Origin of the sequence: Bradyrhizobium sp. USDA 336 (assembly GCF_044908355.1) — a bacterium.
GTDB lineage: Bacteria > Pseudomonadota > Alphaproteobacteria > Rhizobiales > Xanthobacteraceae > Bradyrhizobium > Bradyrhizobium yuanmingense.
Genome location: NZ_JBIYDC010000002.1, coordinates 4083142 through 4099916, shown reverse-complemented (window position 1 = coordinate 4099916; position 16775 = coordinate 4083142). Strand labels below are relative to the sequence as shown.

Here is a 16775-nt window from a genome sequence, read left to right as displayed (position 1 = left end):
GTTGATGGTCGTCGCGTCAGTTCTGATAGTAGTAGCCGCGCGGCTGATAAACCTGCCGCGGCTGCGGCTGATAGTAATAGCCCTGCTGGCCGTAGCCCTGGTCGTAATAGGGCCGCGGCTGCTGCTGATAGACCTGCGCGTCGTAGAGCGGGCGGGTGGCCGAGCGCGGCGCCGGATAGCGCGCGCCGGTGTCGCTGCCGTCGGCCGGGTAGATGTAATTGTCGTCCTGCGGCATGTAGCGCCGCGCGGGCTGCGCCGGCGGGGTCAGGTCCACGGGGGCGCCGGTGGTCGCGTATTGGTCTTCGGCCGGCTGCGGGGCGCGGGCCACCGCAGTGTTGTTGCGGCCGCGCGGATTGCGCGCCAGCGCCACCTGTGCCGAGCCGGTCAGCGTCACCGTGGTGTTGAGCACGCCCTGCTGCTGTACCAGCGCATAGAGCGTCGAGGCATTCTGACGCGACAGGCGCACGCAGCCATGGGATGCCGGCCAGCCGAGCCGGCCGACCGAGTCGGTGCCGTGGATGGCGTGCCCGACCTTGGTGAAGAAGATCGCGTGCGGCATCGGCGCGTCGTCGAATTCCTTGGAGTAGTGATCCTCTTCCATGCGGAAGGCCCGGAAGGCGCCGTTCGGCGTCTCGCGCGAGGGGAGGCCGGTCGACACCGGCCAGCGGTAGCGCGCGACCCCGTCGACGGCGACGGTCATCTGCTGGTTGTCCTTGTCGACGGTGATCTCGACCTTGGCCTGCGCGGTGCCCGCGCTCAAAAGCATCAGGGATGTGAAAGCAATAAAAAACGAACGCATCTGACTTCTGGCCTCCGGCCTGTTCATGCTTAGCGCCGCGGCTCTCCGTCCCCCGGCGTGCATTATGCCTGCAGCCCGGCGTTGGTTCCAGCGGCCAGCCTGTCCATCGTTAACGTGATGGCAGGCGTAAGCAAGGCCGCTTTGTGCCGCGCCGGCCGGCGGCGCTGACATTTTCGCGAGCGCCGCGTGGTCAGTTCTTGAGCCGGTAGCCGGTTCGGAAAATCCACCAGATCACGACCAGGCAGATCACCAGGAAGGCCAGCGTCATGCCGATGCTGACGGACACGCTGACGTCCGCGATCTCGTAAAAGCTCCAGCGAAAGCCGGAGATCAGATAGACGACCGGATTGAGCAGCGCGACCGTGCGCCAGGTCGGCGGCAGCATGTCGATGGAATAGAAGCTGCCGCCGAGGAAGGTGAGCGGCGTCACCACCAGCATCGGAATCATCTGCAGCTTCTCGAACCCGTCGGCCCAGATGCCGATAATGAAGCCGAACAGGCTGAACGTCACCGCCGTCAGCACCAGGAAGGTCAACATCCAGACCGGATGCTGGATGTGCAGCGGCACGAACAGGCCGGCGGTTGCCAGGATGATCAGGCCGAGGATGATCGACTTGGTGGCGGCGGCGCCGACATAGCCGAGCACGATCTCGAAATAGGAGATCGGCGCCGACAGGATCTCGTAGATCGTGCCGGTGAATTTCGGGAAGTAGATGCCGAACGAGGCGTTGGCGATGCTCTGCGTCAGCACCGAGAGCATGATCAGGCCCGGCACGATGAAGGTGCCGTAGCTGACGCCCTCGACCTCGCTGATGCGCGAGCCGATCGCGGCGCCGAATACCACGAAATAGAGCGAAGTCGAGACCACGGGCGAGACGATGCTTTGCAGCAGCGTCCGCCAGGTGCGCGCCATTTCGAACAGGTAGATGGCTCGGATGGCGCGGTGGTTCATGACGTCCTCACGAGGTCGACGAAGATGTCCTCGAGCGACGATTGCGTCGTGTCGAGGTCGTTGAAGCGGATGCCGGCGGTGCGGAGGTCGCCGAGCAGGCTGGTGATGCCGGTGCGCTCGCCCTGGGTGTCGTAATCGTAGACCAGCGTCGCGCCGCCGTCGCAGAGCTCGAGCTCGTAATGGCTGAGGCTTTCCGGCAACGACGAGACCTTGTTCTGCAAATGCAGCGTCAGCCGCTTCTTGCCGAGCTTCTGCATCAAGGTCGTCTTGTCCTCGACCAGCACGATCTCGCCCTTGTTGATGACGCCGATGCGGTCGGCCATCTCCTCGGCTTCCTCGATGTAATGCGTGGTGAGGATGATGGTGACGCCGGATTGCTGAAGCCCGCGCACCACCTCCCACATGCCCTTGCGCAGCTCGACGTCGACGCCGGCGGTCGGCTCGTCCAGGAACAGGATCTGCGGCTCGTGCGATAATGCCTTGGCGATCATCACGCGGCGCTTCATGCCGCCCGAGAGCGTGATGATCTTGTTGTCCTTCTTGTCCCACAGCGAGAGGGCCTTCAGCACCTTCTCGATGTGATCGGGGTTCTTCGGCTTGCCGAACAGGCCGCGGGAGAAGCTCACGGTCGCCCACACGCTCTCGAAGGCGTCGGTGTGCAATTCCTGCGGCACGAGGCCGATCAGCGAGCGCGCCTTGCGGTAGGAGGCCTGGATGTCCTCGCCGCCGACCAGGACGCGGCCCTCGCTCGGATTGGCGATGCCGCAGATGATCGAGATCAGCGTGGTCTTGCCGGCGCCGTTGGGGCCGAGCAGCGCAAAAATCTCGCCGCGCTTGATGTCGAGATTGACGTTCTTGAGTGCCTTGAAGCCGGACCCATAGGTCTTCGACAGATTGGCGACGGAAATGATGGAAGACATGATGGCCGCAAGGCTGAGGAGCAAAGGCTGGGGGAGGGGCCGGACCATCCAGGAGGACAGGTCGGCGGAGCCCTGAAATAGGAACGCCATTGTCCCTCCGCAATTCCCCGGAGAAAAATGGTCTCAAAACAGGCGCTTTAGCGGCATGTTCCGGGCAAGTGTTGCGCGATGGTCACGGCTTGCTGCTAAGATTGGCGCTCACGCGCCTCTTTGTTGCGTCTGCGAGCGCGCCGTGGCTACGATTCCGGCCAATCGCGAAGCGTATTGTCTCCAGGGAAAAGATCGATGAGACCGAACGGCCGTCACACCGCCGGCGCCAGCCAATTGTCCGCCCTCCGTGTTTGGGCGATGGGCCTGCTCCTGCTGTCAGCTGTTGCCATCAGCCCGACCACCGCCAAGGCCGCGCCGAGCCAGGCCGCGGCGGCGACCACGCATGTCTATCTGCTCCGCGGCGTGCTCAACATCTTCTCGCTCGGCCTCGACACGATCGGCGCCCGCCTCCAGGCGCAGGGCATCCCGGTGACCGTCGCCAATTTCGTGTCCTGGTCCTCGCTCGCCGATGAAGCGGCGGCTGCCTACAAGGCCGGTCGGCTCAAGACCATCATCCTGGTCGGCCATTCCTCCGGTGCGACCGCGCTGCCCGACATGATCGCCAAGCTCAACCAACTCGGCGTGCCCGTGAAGCTCGCGATCGGCCTCGACTCCGTGTTCAAGAACCAAGCTCTCGACCGGCGCGGAACGCTACATCAACATCTATATCGGTGACGGCCCCGGCGAGCCGGTGCGGGCCGCGGCCGGGTTCCGCGGCAAGCTCGACAATGTCGATGTCCGCGGCACCGGAGTCGGCCACGTCTCGATCGACAAGAACGAGGCGATCCAGCGCCGTGTCATCGCCGAGATCAATGCCGCGATCATGCGCTCGCGCGCGCCGGCTGCTCCCGTCGCCGAGCCCGGCGCACCGCGGCCCGCGCGCGCTGCGGCGGCGACGGCGCCGGCGCGGAACTGAGCCGTCGCGCATCCGGCCGCGTGATGCCGCCTAAGCTGGCGTCACGCGAACCGGCATGCTCTCCAGCCCGCGCAGGGAATTGTTGAGCCTGCGCTTCGGCTCCGCCGTGAACTCGATCGTCTTCACGCGCCTTGCGAGCTCGCCGAAGATCAATTCGCCCTCCAGACGCGCGATCATCTGGCCGACGCAGGCGTGGATGCCTGCGCCGAAGCCGACATGGCCGGTTGCAACCCGCTCCACGTCGAAACGGCCCGGCTTGTCCCAGCGCGCGGGATCGCGATTGGCGGAGGCCATGAACAGCAGCACCTTACGGTGCGCCGGGATCACGCCGCCGCCGATCTCGGCATCGCGCGAGGTGGTACGAAAGAACGTCTGCACCGGTGAATCGTAGCGCAGACCTTCCTCGAAGGCGTTGCGTGCCAGCTCTGGTTTCTCGTGCAGCTTGCGATATTCGTCCGGATGGGTGGCGAGCGCGAGCAGGGTATTGCCGATGCCGTTGACGGTGGTGTCGATCCCGGCAGTGAGGAACGGCCGCACCAGATGCGTCGCCTCGTGCTCGGTGATCTCGCCCTCATCGGCCGCCTGGTAGATCATCATGCCGAGGCTGTCGGGCCGTAGCGCATCGCGCGCACAACATTCCATGATCCAGCTCTGCGCCGCGAGACCGTCCTTCCGCGACGCCGCGAGGATCTCGTTCTCCGGGCCGAAGCTGTTGAATACGAACGTGCTCCAGGCGAGCAGCTTCTCGCGCCCATCGGCGCGGATGCCGATCGCGTCCGGAAACACCTTCATCGGATAGGCTTCCGCAAGATCGGTCACGGCATCGAACGTGCCTTTGTCGATCAGCTCCGAGACCTTCCTCTCTGCTTCGCGCTGGAACGTCTCGCGCAGCTTCCTTGCGACGCCCGGAGACAGCGTGCGGCCGAGCACGCGGCGGCCCTTGTCGTGGTCGGGCGGATCGATCTGCAGCGTCAGCGGCTTTGGCAGCGCCGGGTTCATCCCGTTCAGCCCGACGCCCTCGCCACTGATGAACGTTTTCCAGTCCTTCAGGGCCGCTTCGACCTCGGCATTGCAGGCCATAGCCCACACGCCGTAGCGCTCCACTTCGAACACCGGCCCGATTGCGCGCAGCGCCTCATAGGCGGGATAGGGATCCGTCAGAAAGCCGGGCGCGAACGGATCGATCGGACTGGATGCAATGCCGCTCATGGTCAGCTCCGAACCGCTATTGCTTTGCGAGCGGGCACTGACCGTCACTCTCGGACCGGAACGCGTCCTCGCCCTTGATCGTGGCAACGACCTTCAGCAGATCCCAGGACGAATTCGATTCCTCGGGAGCCTTGACCTGCAACAGGTAGAGCGGATGGATCTTGCGGCCGTCCTTGCGGATGTAGCCCTTGCCGAACACCGGATCGTCGGTCGGCATCTGCTTCATCGTCGCGACCACGGCCTTGCCGTCCTTGGCGCCGCCGGCCTTGTCGACTGCCTTGAGGTAGTGGATGACCGAGGCATAGACGCCGGCCTGCATGTCGTTCGGATAGGCCTTCGAGGGAATGCGTTCGGCGAAGCGCTTCGCGAAAGCACGCGTGCCGTCGGTCAGATCCCAGTAGAACGGATTCATGATCTGCGCGCCCTGCGCAAACTTGAGCCCAAGCGCGGGAAGACCGTTCATGCCGAGGATCAATCCGACCAGCTTGTGATCCTTCGTCAGCCCGAACTCGGCGGCCTGCTTCATCGAGGTGATGGTATCGTCCCCTGCATTGGCGAATGCGATGACGCTCGCACCCGACGCCTGGGCCTGGAGCAGGAATGAGGCGTAATCAGCCGTGCCCAACGGATGCCGCACGCTGCCGAGCACCTCACCGCCGGACGCTTTCACGGCTTCCGCGGCCTGCTTTTCCAGATCATGGCCGAACGCGTAATCCGCGGTGATGAAGAACCATTTCTTGCCGCCCTGCTGCACAATGGCCTTGCCGAGGCCGCGCCCGTAGGAATAGGTGTCGTAGGTCCAGTGCACGGTGTTTGGCGTGCACTTCTCGCCGGTCAGCAGCACCGTGCCGGCGCCCGAGCCGACGAAGACCTTGTTCTTCTCGGCGCTCATGCCGGCCACGGCGAGCGCAATCGACGAGTTCGGAATGTCGAAGATCGCATCGACGCTCTCGTTCTCGTACCAGCGCCGGGCGATACCGATGCCGATGTCCGTTTTGTTCTGATGGTCCGCCGCAACGACTTCCACCGGCTTGCCGGCGGCCTTTCCGCCATAGTCCTCGACGGCCATCTTGGCGGCGACGACCGAGCCGATGCCCTGATAGCTCGCGAACGGCCCCGATTGATCGTTCAGGATGCCGATCTTCACGACGTCCTGGGCCAAGGCCGGTGCGGCGGTCAGCACCGCGGCCACCATGCATAGTTTATGCAGGAATTTGCTGTTCATTGTGTCCCTCCCATGGGCGGTCTTGGTGCCGCTCTATAATAGTTATATTTTATAGCTATTTTCGAGAGTGTCAATTCGGCCGACTTGTGGCCGCCGGATACAGGATCATGAGCCCGAAAGCAGTCAGACCCGGAGCGAAGCCCGCTCAACCGTCGGAGACGTCACTGGACTTGCGCGCGCTGCAGCGCACGCCCGGCTTCATGCTGCGGCTCGCGCAGCTGAAGTTCTTCGAAGGCTTCTACGAGGAGTTCGCCGCACTGGGCCTGACGCCGGCGACCTACGCGATCTTCGTCGTCATTCGCGACAATCCGGGCGTTCCCCCCAGCAGCCTTGCCAGCCTGCTCCGCCTGCGCCTGCCGAACCTGATCAAGATCCTGAACGAGCTGGAATCGTCCGGCTTCATCAAGCGTAACCGCTCGAAATCCGACCGCCGCGCCGTCGAGTTGATGCTCACGCCGAAGGGCGCCAAGCTCATTCAGGACGGGGCAAGCCTGACGGGGCTCTATAACCGGAAGATGCTGGCCCCGCTCACCGAGGCGGAGCAACGCACCCTGCTCGAATTGCTCAACCGGCTGCTGCCGCTTTAGCCCGGGAGAGGCCCGCCTGAGGCCGACGGTCGCAGCCCCGTCCCGCGGCGCGGCAGCCGGAGAGGGCGCCGGACGAGAGATGGTCGGTTCCGTGCCCCAAAATCCACCCAATTGGTGGTCACTAAGCCCGGCAGGGGAGGTCGCTGCCTCCCAGGGTGGGACTGCTGGACTGATGATTCATTCGAGGCGACTCCTCGCGCTGGCAGCGATCGTGCTGCTCGCCTTGAGCAGCGGCACGGCCGCTGCCTCACCGCCGAAGTCCAAGACCAACGCGACCGCCCCCGCCGCGCCGCCGCCGCCTCCGCCGTTCGAGCCGTTGCCGCCACCAAAAATCTACCTGTTCCGCGGCGCCATGGGTCCCATCTTCTCGACCGGCATGGATCGGCTCGAAGAGAAGCTAACGAAGGCGGGCTTCTCGGCTAACGTCTACGAATTCACCATCTGCCGGTGGATCGGCGATCGCGCCATCTCCAGCTATAAGGAATCGCCGGCGCCGATCGTGCTGATGGGCCATTCCATGGGCGGGCTGTGCTCGATCGTCATCTCCGAGATGGCGGCCAAGGAGAACATCCCGATCAGCCTCGTCATCGCCATCGATCCCGCGCAAGCGACCGGCGATGTTCCCCTCAACGTCGAGCGCTTCATCAACATCTTCCTGTCCGACAGCGTGCTCGGCGGCGGCGACGTCGTGGCTGTTCCCGGCTTTCGCGGCCATTACGCCAGCTATGACCTCAAGCGGAACGCGCGCGTCACCCACATCAACATCGAGAAGTCCGACGATATCCATCGTCAGATCGTCGAGATGGTGACGCAGCTGCCGCGCATTCCGCCGCAAACGCAGGCCGATGCCGTGCCGCTGCGCTATCTCGTGCCGGCGGACACGCTGGTCGAATTGTGGGACAGTGGCGTGCGGGTGCCGGTGCGCCGCGGCGACACCATGGAGAGCATCGCCGCAGCCAATCGCGTGCCGCTGTGGACGCTGGCGCAGAGCAACTCGCTGCCCGAGAACGCGCAGCTGACGCCGGGCCAGACCATCATCGTCCCCCGCCATCTGACACCGCCCGAGCCGGCCGCCGCGATGGCGGTCCCTTCGCCAGCTCCGGCGACGGCTGGACGAAAATAAGAGGCCCTCTTGTCGGCCGAGGAACGCAGTGCTTGTCGAGTGAGCAGTCGTTCCGCAAACTCGTCATGCCCGGGCTTGTCCCGGGCATCCACGTTCTTGTGCGGGACGAAAGATCGTGGATGGCCGGGACAAGCCCGGCCATGACGTAGAGCAGTCATCAAACGTTCGATCCGTGAATCGCATCGACCACGGCATCAGTCACTTCCTTCGTCGTTGCCTTGCCGCCGACATCCGGCGTCAGCACGCCGGCGGCGCAGACACGCTCGACGGCCGCCATCAGCCGTAAGGCGGCATCCTTCTCGCCGAGATGCTCGAGCATCTGCGCGCCGGTCCAGAACGTTGCGACCGGGTTGGCGATGCCCTTGCCGGTGATGTCGAAGGCCGAGCCGTGGATCGGCTCGAACATGGAGGGGAAGCGGCGCTGCGGATCGATGTTTCCGGTCGGCGCGACGCCGAGGCTTCCCGCCAGCGCGCCGGCGAGATCGGAGAGGATGTCGGCGTGCAGGTTGGTCGCGACGATGGTGTCGAGGCTCTTCGGATGCAGCGTCATGCGCACCGTCATGGCATCGACCAGCATCTTGTCCCAGGTCACGTCAGGGAATTCGCCGGCGACCTCGGCCGCGATCTCGTCCCACATCACCATGCCGTGGCGCTGCGCGTTCGACTTGGTCACGACGGTCAGCAGCTTGCGCGGGCGCGACTGCGCGAGCTGGAACGCATAGCGCATGATCCGCATGACGCCGACGCGGGTGAAGACGGCGACTTCGGTGCCGACCTCTTCCGGCAGGCCCTTGTGGGCGCGGCCACCCATGCCGGCATATTCGCCTTCCGAATTCTCGCGCACGATCACCCAGTCGAGATCGCCGACGCCGACATTGCGCAGCGGCGAGGCGACGCCCGGCAGGATCTTGGTCGGCCGCACATTGGCGTATTGGTCAAAACCCTGGCAGATCGGCAGGCGCAGGCCCCACAGCGTGATGTGGTCGGGCACGTCGGGGGCGCCGACCGCGCCGAAATAGATCGCGTCGAACTTCTTCAGTTCGTTGAGGCCGTCCGCCGGCATCATCACGCCGTGCTTTTTGTAATAATCCGAGCCCCAGTCGAACGTCTTGACGTTGAAGGCGAGATCGCCACTGCGTTTTGCGAGAGCCTCCAGCACGCGCAACCCGGCCGAGATCACCTCGGGGCCGATGCCGTCGGCGGGAATGGCTGCGATCGAATGGGTCCGCATGGGAAGGCTCCGTTTGAGAGATCGGGCCGGCATATCCGGCCGTCGGCGTCGCGGGCGAATCTAGACGGGAGCGCAGGGCAAACTCAATCGGCGCTAGTTTATACAAAAAAATGATATAATCCTGGGGAGGCCGCCACGGCGTCATGGCCGGGCTTGACCCGGCCATCCACGCCTTTCCCCGCGGCCCAAGAACGTGGATGCCCGGGACAAGCCCGGGCATGACGACCTCGCGCAAGGCTTCAAGCGCGGTCTGGCGAGGCGAGAGGACGGCGAATGGAATTGCATCAGCTCCGATGCTTCGTGGCGACGGCCGAGCAGCTGCACTTCGGCCGCGCGGCGCAGCAGCTCCAGATGCTACCTTCTGCGCTCGGCCGGCAGATCAGGCTGCTGGAGGAGCATTTTGGAACGCGGCTGTTTGCGCGGACGACGCGAGCGGTGCAACTCACCGAGGACGGCGCGACGCTGCTGCGCGATGCCCGCGCCATCCTCGCCAAGGTCGAGGCTGTCGAGAGCAACTTCCGAAATCGCTTGCGCGCGGGGACCGCGCGACGGCTGCGGGTCGGTGCCATCGACAGCGCGGCGGCCGGACTGTTGCCGCCGCTTCTGCGCGATTTTCGTGCCAGGCACCCTGACATTGCGGTGCAGCTCCTCGAAGACAAGACTGTCCGGCTGCTGCCGAAGATTTTGACCGGTGCGATCGATCTCGCCTTCGTGCGTCCGCCTGACCGGCCGGACAAGCGACTTGAATTCCGAGACCTGCTTCAGGAGAGCGCGATCGTTGCGTTACCACGGCGGCACGCTCTGGCCGGGCGCAAAGCGATCACGCTCGCGGATATCGCCCAGGAGGCGATGCTGGTGCCGGACCGCCGCTCGCGACCGGATAGCCACGACCTCACGGTCAAGCTGTTCGAGCAGGCCGGCCTAACGCCGCGCATCGTGCAGGTCGCCGACGAGAAGCAGACCATCATTAACCTCGTGGCAACGAAGCTCGGGGTCGCGATCGTGCCGCGCTGGACCGCACGGATGGCGGTGGCGGGTGTGCGCTTCGTGCCGCTTCGACTGAGGCAGAGCGGGTCGGTCGGCCGGTTGCCGCTTGCCGCCGCCTGGCTGCGTGGCTCGCGCGATCCGGCCCGCGATGCCATGCTGGCCGTTCTGGAAGCCCGCCTACGCAGCTATGCGCGGGAGGCGTGAGCGGCTATGACATCGGCCAAGACAGAGGCCAGGACAGAGGCCAAGACAGAGGGATGGTGATGACGGATCAGACGCCTTCAGGCGAATTGCGGGTGGCCATTGCCGGGCTGGGCTCGATCGGCACCAAGATTGCAGCCGCGCTCGATCAGGGCATCGAGGGCCTGTCGCTCGCGGCCGTGGCCGTGCGGGATCCCGCCAAGCATCAAGCCTTCGTCGACAGCCTGCGCCACCCGCCGAAGATCCTGCCGATCGCCCAGCTCGGCGATGCCGCCGACATCGTCGTCGAATGCGCGCCGAGCAGCCAGCTGCGTGCGATCGTCGAGCCGGCGGTGAAGCGCGGCAAGGCCGCCGTCGTGGTCAGCGTCGGCGGCCTGCTCGACAATTTCGATCTCGTCGATCTCGCCCGCGCCAATGGCGGCCGCATCCTCGTGCCGACCGGCGCGCTGATCGGCCTCGATGCCGTCAACGCCGCCGCAATCGGCACCATCCATTCCGTGAAGATGGTGACCCGCAAGCCGATTGACGGCTTGAAGGGCGCGCCGTTCATCGTCCAGAACAGGATCGACATCGACAATCTGCGCGAGCCGCTGAAGCTGTTCGAGGGCAGCGCGCGCGAAGCGGCAAAGGGCTTTCCGGCCAACGTCAATGTCGCCGTTGCGTTGTCGCTCGCGGGCATCGGGCCTGATCGCACCCAAATCCAGGTTTGGGCCGACCCGACCGTGACACGCAACGTTCACCGCATCGAGGTCGAGGCGGATTCGGCGCGCTTCTCGATGGGCACCGAGAACATCCCGTCCGAGAATCCCAAGACCGGCTTGATCACCGCGCTGTCGGTGATCGCGCTGCTCCGCAAGCAGCGCGCCACGCTGTGCGTCGGGACGTGAGCTCCTACGCCCCCGTCACGCGCCAGATCACGTTGCCGACGTCGTCGGCCATCAGTAGCGATTTCCTGTCGGGACCGATCGTGACGCCGACCGGGCGACCGTAGGATTCCTTCTCGTCCGGCGACAGGAAGCCCGACAGGATGTCGCGCGAGGGGCCGGACGGCTTGCCGTTCGCGAACGGGATGAACACCAGCTTGTAGCCGGACAGCTTGCTGCGATTCCACGAGCCGTGCTGGCCGATCACCATGCCGTCGCCGAAGCCGGGCAGGGTGCCTGCGGGCATCCAGCACAGGCCGAGCGAGGCTGTGTGGCCACCGAGCGCATAGTCCGGTTGAATCGCCTTGGCGACCATCACGGGATCCTGCGGCACGCGGTCGTCCACCGTCTTGCCCCAGTAGCAGTAGGGCCAGCCGTAGAAGCCTCCGTCGCGCACGGACGTGAGATAGTCGGGCGGCGTCTCGTCGCCGAGGCCGTCGCGCTCGTTGACGACGGTCCAGAGCACCTTCGTAGTCGGCTCCCAGGCAAGGCCCACGGGATTGCGCAGGCCGGCCGCAAAGATGCGATGCGTGCCGGCGACGAGATCGAGCTCGTAGACCGCAGCGCGGCCTTGCTCGACCTCCATGCCCATCTCGGCGATGTTGCTAAGCGAGCCGACGCCGGCATAGAGCTTCTTGCCGTCGGGACTGGCGAGCAGGCTGCGCGTCCAGTGGCCGGCAGGCTTGAACGTCGTGAGCCGCTTGCCCGGTGCTGTGATGCGGTCGGCATCGGCAACGTACGGGAAAGCCATTACGCCGTCGGTGTTGCCGACATAGAAAGTGTCGCCGACCAGTGCCATGCCGAACGGCTGGCTCAGGTTCTCCATGAACGTGCCGCGCACTTCGGCGACGCCGTCGCCGTCCTTGTCGCGCAACAGCGTGATGCGGTTGGCGGAGACGCCGAGCGCGGCGGCGCGGCGCATCGTCGCCTGCATCGCATAGTGGAACACGCTGCGCGGGGCGCCCGCGATCTGCGTTGCCTCTGCGATCAACACGTCGCCATTGGGCAGCACCTCGATCCAGCGCGGATGGTCGAGACCGGTCGCGAATGCATCGACCTTCAGCCCGGGTGCAGCGATCGGCTTCTGTCCGTCGCGCCAGCCGCGTGCGGTCGGCATCTTCAAGGTCGGGATCGCGCCTTGCGGTTTCGCTTCGGGAATGGCGGGCTTTTCGCCCCAGGCCGGCGTGGGCTCGGTGCCCGTCATCTTGCGCCATTGCAGCGCGATGCCGCCAATGAAGGCGACGAACTGCGCGAAGATGCTGGAAAACGTCATGACAAGCCCCCGTGTGCGCGCGCATCCAACTGGTTGACGGGGCCGACGTCAACCTGTGCGGAGCTCAGCAGGGGCCTATTCCCGTGGAATGGCAGCCGATCGAATTTGCATGGGACAGGTCGCGGCGTCGGCCCGGAGATCAACGGCCGATCTGCCGCTCCAGCCGTCGTGCCGCGCGAAAATCATCCAAGTGACGGATGTTCGGCGCCAGCGCCGCTTCCCTGGAGAGCAGATGATAGACCCGCGCCACCGTGCGCTGCTTCTGCTTCGTCCGCCCGGGGGGCAGCGCCCGCGCCTTGCGGACGGCGGCGATCGCGTGTGCGCGAAAATAATCGTAGGCGTCCGACATGGCTCGATGCTCTGCGGCCGTTGACAGATGTCGAGGGCTAACGGACCAGCGGAGGTGTGGTTCCTTGGCGAGTCGGATCGTGCACTCGTGCCCCGGACGCACCGCAGCGCGTCTGGACAGGAGAGTGACGCCCTCACCGCGGCGACGTGAACGGAATGATCATCGGAACGCGGCGGCAATAGGCGCCATAGGCGTGTTCGCCGAGCTCCTTGGACAGGAACACCTCTTCCATCCGGCCCTTCTGCCACATGCCGAGCGAGATCAGGATGGCGCCGAGGATCGTCGTCACCAAGCCGATCGCGACGCCGGTGACCAGCATCCCGAAGATTAGTCCGGTGTAGATGGGGTGGCGCACCAAGCCATACGGCCCGGTGTCGATGACGCGATGGTCTTCCTTCTGGGTGATGGTGTTGGACCAGAATTTTCCGAGATGCAGCCGCCCCCACCATGCGAAAGCGATGCCGGCCACGGAGAGGACCGCTGCGATGATGATGCCGGTGTTGCCGAGCACCCAAAGCGGCTTCCAGCCCATGGCTTCCGCAATGAACGGCGTGTACAGGATGCCGCCGACCAGGATCGGCAGGCGATAGCGCTGCGACTCCAGCGTCATGACCTGCTTCTTGGTTCGGCCCTGCCAGAACGAGGCGCCGACCCAGCTGACCAGAAAAGCGAGCCAGATCAGGGCGAGCAGTTGCGTCGGCCAGGTCGTGGTCCAGCCACCCCAGGCGACAGAGAGTAGCTTGCTGAAATCGAAAGACATGAAGGTTCTTTGCGTTTGAAGCGGCGTCAGCTCGCGCGCGAGGACAGCGCGTGATGCTTGAGGGCGCCGGAGGGCTGCTGGCCGTTGCGGGCGAGCAGATGGGTGATGGTTTCGCGCAAGACCGGCTCGATCGGACGCGGCGAATAGCCGAGCTCGGTACGGGCTTTGCCGATCGAAAGATCGCTCGCGGCGAGCGCGATCCGCACGCCCTCGGCGGTGCCGTTGGGCGGCCGGCGCGTGATGTGATCGGCGATGTATTCGAGCATGATCGCGGAGAGCTCGGCGATCTTGCCAGGTACGACGACCGGAAATTGCCGGCGGCCGCTCATCGCCGACATCATGCGCAGGATGTCGCCGAGCGGGACGCAGTCGCCGCCGAGGATGTAGCGCTGCCCGAGGCGGCCGCGTTCCATGGTCAGCACGAGACCCATGGCGACGTCGCGGACGTCGACCAGGTTGACCAGAAAGTTGAGATGCGGCTGCACCTTCTTCTGCAGGAAGTACCAGAGCATCGCGGTCGGCGGTGTCAGATGTTGGTCGGCGGCGCCGATCGGCATGGTCGGCGTGCCGATCACCACCGGGAAGCCCGCTTCTGCCGCCTTGGCGGCATGATGCTCGGCAAGCGATTTCGACCGCGTATAGGCGCCGGGCATCGCCTCGGCCGGCTGCAGCGCCTCTTCGGCGGGAACGCCCTTGAGGTCGGAATAGGGGAACAGGATCGATTCGGTCGAGCAGTGCAGGAAGCGCGAGACGCCGCGCTTCATCGCCGCCGCCAGCACGACTTCGGTGCCGCGGCAATTGACCTCGTGAAAGTCCTGCTTGTTGGCGACCCACATGCCGGGCAGGCCGGCGAGGTGATAGACCTGATCGCAACCGGCGATCGCCGCATCGACCGCGGCACAGTCCAGCACCGAGCCGTGGACATGCTCGACATCCGCGTTCGCCGCGCTCGGCACACGGACATCAAGAATGCGGACCCGCTGCCCACGGACGCGGAGCGCTTCTACGAGGTGATGTCCGATGAAGCCACTGCCACCGGTAACCAGGACGAGAGCCATGCAGAAGTTGCTGTTTCGCTTCGAGCGTTATCGGGTTGAAAGAGAATTGGCCGGAAGAGGCGCCAGAATCGCGGCAAGGTCGCGACGGAAGCCCAATGCAATGAATAATTTTGCCATGACGAACATCGGTCCAAGCAAAAGATGCGAGGGGAACGTGAACAACGAGGCCTCGCGCCCCTCAAAAACCTTGTGGCCGATGGCCTGCGCGGCGAGGCCGAGCACCACCAGCGTCGCGAAAATCGCCCACATCGTCGCGGTGCTGACTTGCGCCGCGATCGTCGTCGCAACCGAAAATAGCACGACGGAGACGGCCAGAATGCCGAGCCCGAGCGCCGCGTCGAGCAGCAGCCAATAAATCAAGACCGGAACAGCCAGGACCACCGCCAGGCTGACGTTGAATCCGAACAGCGGAAGCTTGACCAGCGTCAGCGGCAGCACGGCGCCGGTGAACAGCAGAAGGATGCCGACCACATGCATCGCCGTGTTGCGGGGATCGCGATGGTACTCGACATAAACGGCAAGTTGGCGCTGGAAAAAGCCACCCATTTCGGTCTCATGCAGCACGGGGTCGGGAAGGGCGAACAGAGGCTATAGCACTGGACCGGGCAGTGCACAAACCGGCACTTTTGTCGCGTGAAACCGCCTGCGCGCGTCCGGGACAGGCTGCAAAATAGTCCGCACTTCAAAGGGTTCCGTCAGCCGCGCAGCCGCCTTCACTCAGCGCTTCTTGACGGGCTTTTTCGCCGCAGGCGCTGGCGTCGCTGCCGGACGCGGCTCCTCCGGCAGCTTGGCATAAGTCAGGATCTGCAACTGGCCGTTGACGGCGGAGGTCGGCTTGGCCCGATCGAGAAACTGCTCCTCGCCGAGGCCGATCGGATGCAGCCGCTTGGTCGAGATCTTGAAGGTGTTCACCAGCACGTCACGGATCGCATCGGCCCGGCGCTGGCTCAGGATCGCATTGGCCTCGCGCGTCTTCGAATTGGATTCGACGTGGCCGACGATCAGGAAAGTGTAGGGCAGCAGCGAGGCATGAACCAGCGCGTCCGCAATGCGGCCGACCGTCTGGTAGGATGTCGGCTGGATGATCGGCGTGTCGGCGTCGAACTGGATCTGCGCATTGAAGGCGGGCAGCTTGGCGAGCTCCGGCGCGATCAGCGGCCGGTTCACCGGCCCCGGATCGTTCTTGATCCTGGTCTTGGCGCGCTCCATCACCTGCTGCTTCAGCGCGGGCAGGTCGATCTCGGCGGCCTCTTCGAAATGGTTCAGCTTCGCGACGATGTCGTCGCGGGTCGGCGCCGCCGTCTGCGCGCCGGCGGGGCCCGCGAGCAAAGCGAGGCCCAGCGCCAAGCCCAGTCCTGCGGTGGCGAGCCCGTTCGCGCGCATCAGCGATACCCCGCGTCGTCAACGGCCTTCAGGCAGTTGTTGCTGATGCCCTTGGGGGTCGAGACCAGGCACGGGACCGACTTGCTGGTCTCCTTGGTCGAGCCGCCGCAGACCTTGACGATCTCGCGCTGGCAGGCGTTCGCCACCGTCACGCGCGCGGCGACGCGCTTCTGGATGGCGTCGAACACGCCGAGATAGTCGCTCGTGCATTGCGGCGAGAGCACGTCGCGATTGCGCGACAGGCATTCCTTCAGCCGGTTCGAATCCGGGTTGACGCCGCGGCAATTGGCGACGATTTCCGCCCCGCAGCTCGCCGCCAGCTTGCCGATCGAATCGCCAAAGCTCATGGTCTCCGCCGCCGCAAGCGACGGCATCCCCAATGCAAGCAAGATCAGTGCGATGCCCCGGACCATGGGGTTATCTGATACGGGGAAGTTCGCGGTGGTCAAGGGGCGTTTCGGGCGAGAACTGTCGAGAGTTGCGCAGTGCGGCGAACAGTCCTCACTCGGCCTCAGCGAGGGGCGGCCAGTCGACCAGGGCGATGGTATGGTTCCTGACATCCTCGGCAAACGCCGGATCGGCCTTGAGCTCGTCCAGCGTCCGCGGTGGGGGCAGCTGGCGACCGTCCGCGATCAGCTCCTGCGCATAGAATGCGAGCGCCTCGGGCGCATTCTCCAGGGCCTCCTCGACGTCGTCGCCGCCAGAGATGCAACCGGGCAGGTCCGGAAACCACAAGCTCACGGTTTCGTCCGGCTCGGCGTCCTCGATGATGGCAACGTACTGAGCCAT

18 protein-coding genes and 1 pseudogene are annotated in these 16775 nt (G+C 65.1%); 5 read left to right on the top strand and 14 right to left on the bottom strand.

Features of this window, described 5'->3' with window-relative positions; genetic code table 11:
• Nucleotides 1-16 precede the first annotated feature (16 nt).
• The 3 genes from ABIA45_RS20140 to ABIA45_RS20130 all read right to left on the bottom strand — a co-directional run bounded on the left by ABIA45_RS20140 (nucleotide 17) and on the right by ABIA45_RS20130 (nucleotide 2671).
• Nucleotides 17-826 carry a L,D-transpeptidase gene (locus tag ABIA45_RS20140; RefSeq protein WP_404653345.1) on the bottom strand — a complete coding sequence of 270 codons (810 nt, stop codon included), beginning with the start codon at nucleotides 824-826 and terminating at the stop codon, nucleotides 17-19.
• A 163-nt stretch (nucleotides 827-989) separates the two neighbouring features.
• A complete protein-coding gene (locus ABIA45_RS20135) occupies nucleotides 990-1751 on the bottom strand; it encodes an ABC transporter permease (protein ID WP_126255290.1) in 762 nt (253 codons plus the stop codon).
• On the bottom strand, nucleotides 1748-2671 hold the full coding sequence (locus tag ABIA45_RS20130; RefSeq protein WP_271540491.1) for an ABC transporter ATP-binding protein: 924 nt from the start codon (nucleotides 2669-2671) through the stop codon (nucleotides 1748-1750). The genes ABIA45_RS20135 and ABIA45_RS20130 overlap by 4 nt, the downstream gene beginning before the upstream one ends.
• A gap of 285 nt (nucleotides 2672-2956) precedes the next feature.
• On the opposite strand from ABIA45_RS20130, the pseudogene ABIA45_RS20125 reads away from it, so the two are divergent.
• Nucleotides 2957-3677, top strand: a pseudogene (locus ABIA45_RS20125) (hypothetical protein).
• A 30-nt stretch (nucleotides 3678-3707) separates the two neighbouring features.
• Here the strand turns inward: ABIA45_RS20125 and ABIA45_RS20120 are convergent.
• Both ABIA45_RS20120 and ABIA45_RS20115 read right to left on the bottom strand, forming a co-directional pair.
• Nucleotides 3708-4886: a cytochrome P450 gene (locus tag ABIA45_RS20120; RefSeq protein WP_404653343.1), complete on the bottom strand. Its 1179-nt coding sequence runs from the start codon at nucleotides 4884-4886 to the stop codon at nucleotides 3708-3710.
• Between the two features lie 16 nt (nucleotides 4887-4902).
• Nucleotides 4903-6111 (bottom strand): ABC transporter substrate-binding protein, encoded by a 1209-nt coding sequence (locus ABIA45_RS20115; protein ID WP_271540738.1) that lies wholly within the window; start codon nucleotides 6109-6111, stop codon nucleotides 4903-4905.
• A gap of 107 nt (nucleotides 6112-6218) precedes the next feature.
• Between ABIA45_RS20115 and ABIA45_RS20110 the strand changes: the two genes are divergently transcribed.
• Both ABIA45_RS20110 and ABIA45_RS20105 read left to right on the top strand, forming a co-directional pair.
• Nucleotides 6219-6698 carry a MarR family winged helix-turn-helix transcriptional regulator gene (locus ABIA45_RS20110; RefSeq protein ID WP_036024920.1) on the top strand — a complete coding sequence of 160 codons (480 nt, stop codon included), beginning with the start codon at nucleotides 6219-6221 and terminating at the stop codon, nucleotides 6696-6698.
• A 172-nt stretch (nucleotides 6699-6870) separates the two neighbouring features.
• Nucleotides 6871-7821 (top strand): LysM peptidoglycan-binding domain-containing protein, encoded by a 951-nt coding sequence (locus tag ABIA45_RS20105; RefSeq protein ID WP_271540737.1) that lies wholly within the window; start codon nucleotides 6871-6873, stop codon nucleotides 7819-7821.
• 157 nt (nucleotides 7822-7978) lie between these two features.
• Here ABIA45_RS20105 and ABIA45_RS20100 read toward each other — a convergent pair whose 3' ends face one another.
• Complete coding sequence (locus tag ABIA45_RS20100) at nucleotides 7979-9052, bottom strand: tartrate dehydrogenase (RefSeq protein ID WP_404653341.1); 1074 nt, start codon at nucleotides 9050-9052, stop codon at nucleotides 7979-7981.
• 273 nt (nucleotides 9053-9325) lie between these two features.
• Between ABIA45_RS20100 and ABIA45_RS20095 the strand changes: the two genes are divergently transcribed.
• Nucleotides 9326-10243, top strand: a complete 918-nt coding sequence (locus ABIA45_RS20095) for a LysR family transcriptional regulator (RefSeq protein WP_404653339.1) — start codon at nucleotides 9326-9328, stop codon at nucleotides 10241-10243.
• Between the two features lie 59 nt (nucleotides 10244-10302).
• Entirely contained in the window at nucleotides 10303-11127 is an 825-nt protein-coding gene (locus ABIA45_RS20090) for an aspartate dehydrogenase (protein ID WP_404653338.1), read from the top strand.
• Nucleotides 11128-11131: 4 nt separating this feature from the next.
• On the opposite strand, the gene ABIA45_RS20085 is transcribed toward ABIA45_RS20090, so the two are convergent.
• The 8 genes from ABIA45_RS20085 to ABIA45_RS20050 form a co-directional block, all read right to left on the bottom strand.
• The gene (locus ABIA45_RS20085; RefSeq protein WP_404653337.1) at nucleotides 11132-12436 is read right to left on the bottom strand and encodes a PQQ-dependent sugar dehydrogenase; all 1305 of its coding nucleotides are present in this window, start codon (nucleotides 12434-12436) and stop codon (nucleotides 11132-11134) included.
• Nucleotides 12437-12575: 139 nt separating this feature from the next.
• Nucleotides 12576-12785 (bottom strand): hypothetical protein, encoded by a 210-nt coding sequence (locus ABIA45_RS20080; protein WP_025038081.1) that lies wholly within the window; start codon nucleotides 12783-12785, stop codon nucleotides 12576-12578.
• 133 nt (nucleotides 12786-12918) lie between these two features.
• Nucleotides 12919-13545 (bottom strand): isoprenylcysteine carboxylmethyltransferase family protein, encoded by a 627-nt coding sequence (locus ABIA45_RS20075; protein ID WP_271540733.1) that lies wholly within the window; start codon nucleotides 13543-13545, stop codon nucleotides 12919-12921.
• Between the two features lie 26 nt (nucleotides 13546-13571).
• The gene (locus tag ABIA45_RS20070) at nucleotides 13572-14603 is read right to left on the bottom strand and encodes an NAD-dependent epimerase/dehydratase family protein (RefSeq protein WP_404653335.1); all 1032 of its coding nucleotides are present in this window, start codon (nucleotides 14601-14603) and stop codon (nucleotides 13572-13574) included.
• 27 nt (nucleotides 14604-14630) lie between these two features.
• Entirely contained in the window at nucleotides 14631-15149 is a 519-nt protein-coding gene (locus tag ABIA45_RS20065; protein WP_157284818.1) for a DUF962 domain-containing protein, read from the bottom strand.
• A gap of 171 nt (nucleotides 15150-15320) precedes the next feature.
• A complete protein-coding gene (locus tag ABIA45_RS20060) occupies nucleotides 15321-15986 on the bottom strand; it encodes an OmpA family protein (RefSeq protein WP_271540731.1) in 666 nt (221 codons plus the stop codon).
• The gene (locus ABIA45_RS20055) at nucleotides 15986-16399 is read right to left on the bottom strand and encodes a hypothetical protein (RefSeq protein WP_157284744.1); all 414 of its coding nucleotides are present in this window, start codon (nucleotides 16397-16399) and stop codon (nucleotides 15986-15988) included. Before ABIA45_RS20055 ends, ABIA45_RS20060 begins: the two co-directional genes overlap by 1 nt.
• An 88-nt stretch (nucleotides 16400-16487) precedes the next feature.
• Nucleotides 16488-16775: a type II toxin-antitoxin system HicB family antitoxin gene (locus ABIA45_RS20050; RefSeq protein ID WP_157284743.1), complete on the bottom strand. Its 288-nt coding sequence runs from the start codon at nucleotides 16773-16775 to the stop codon at nucleotides 16488-16490.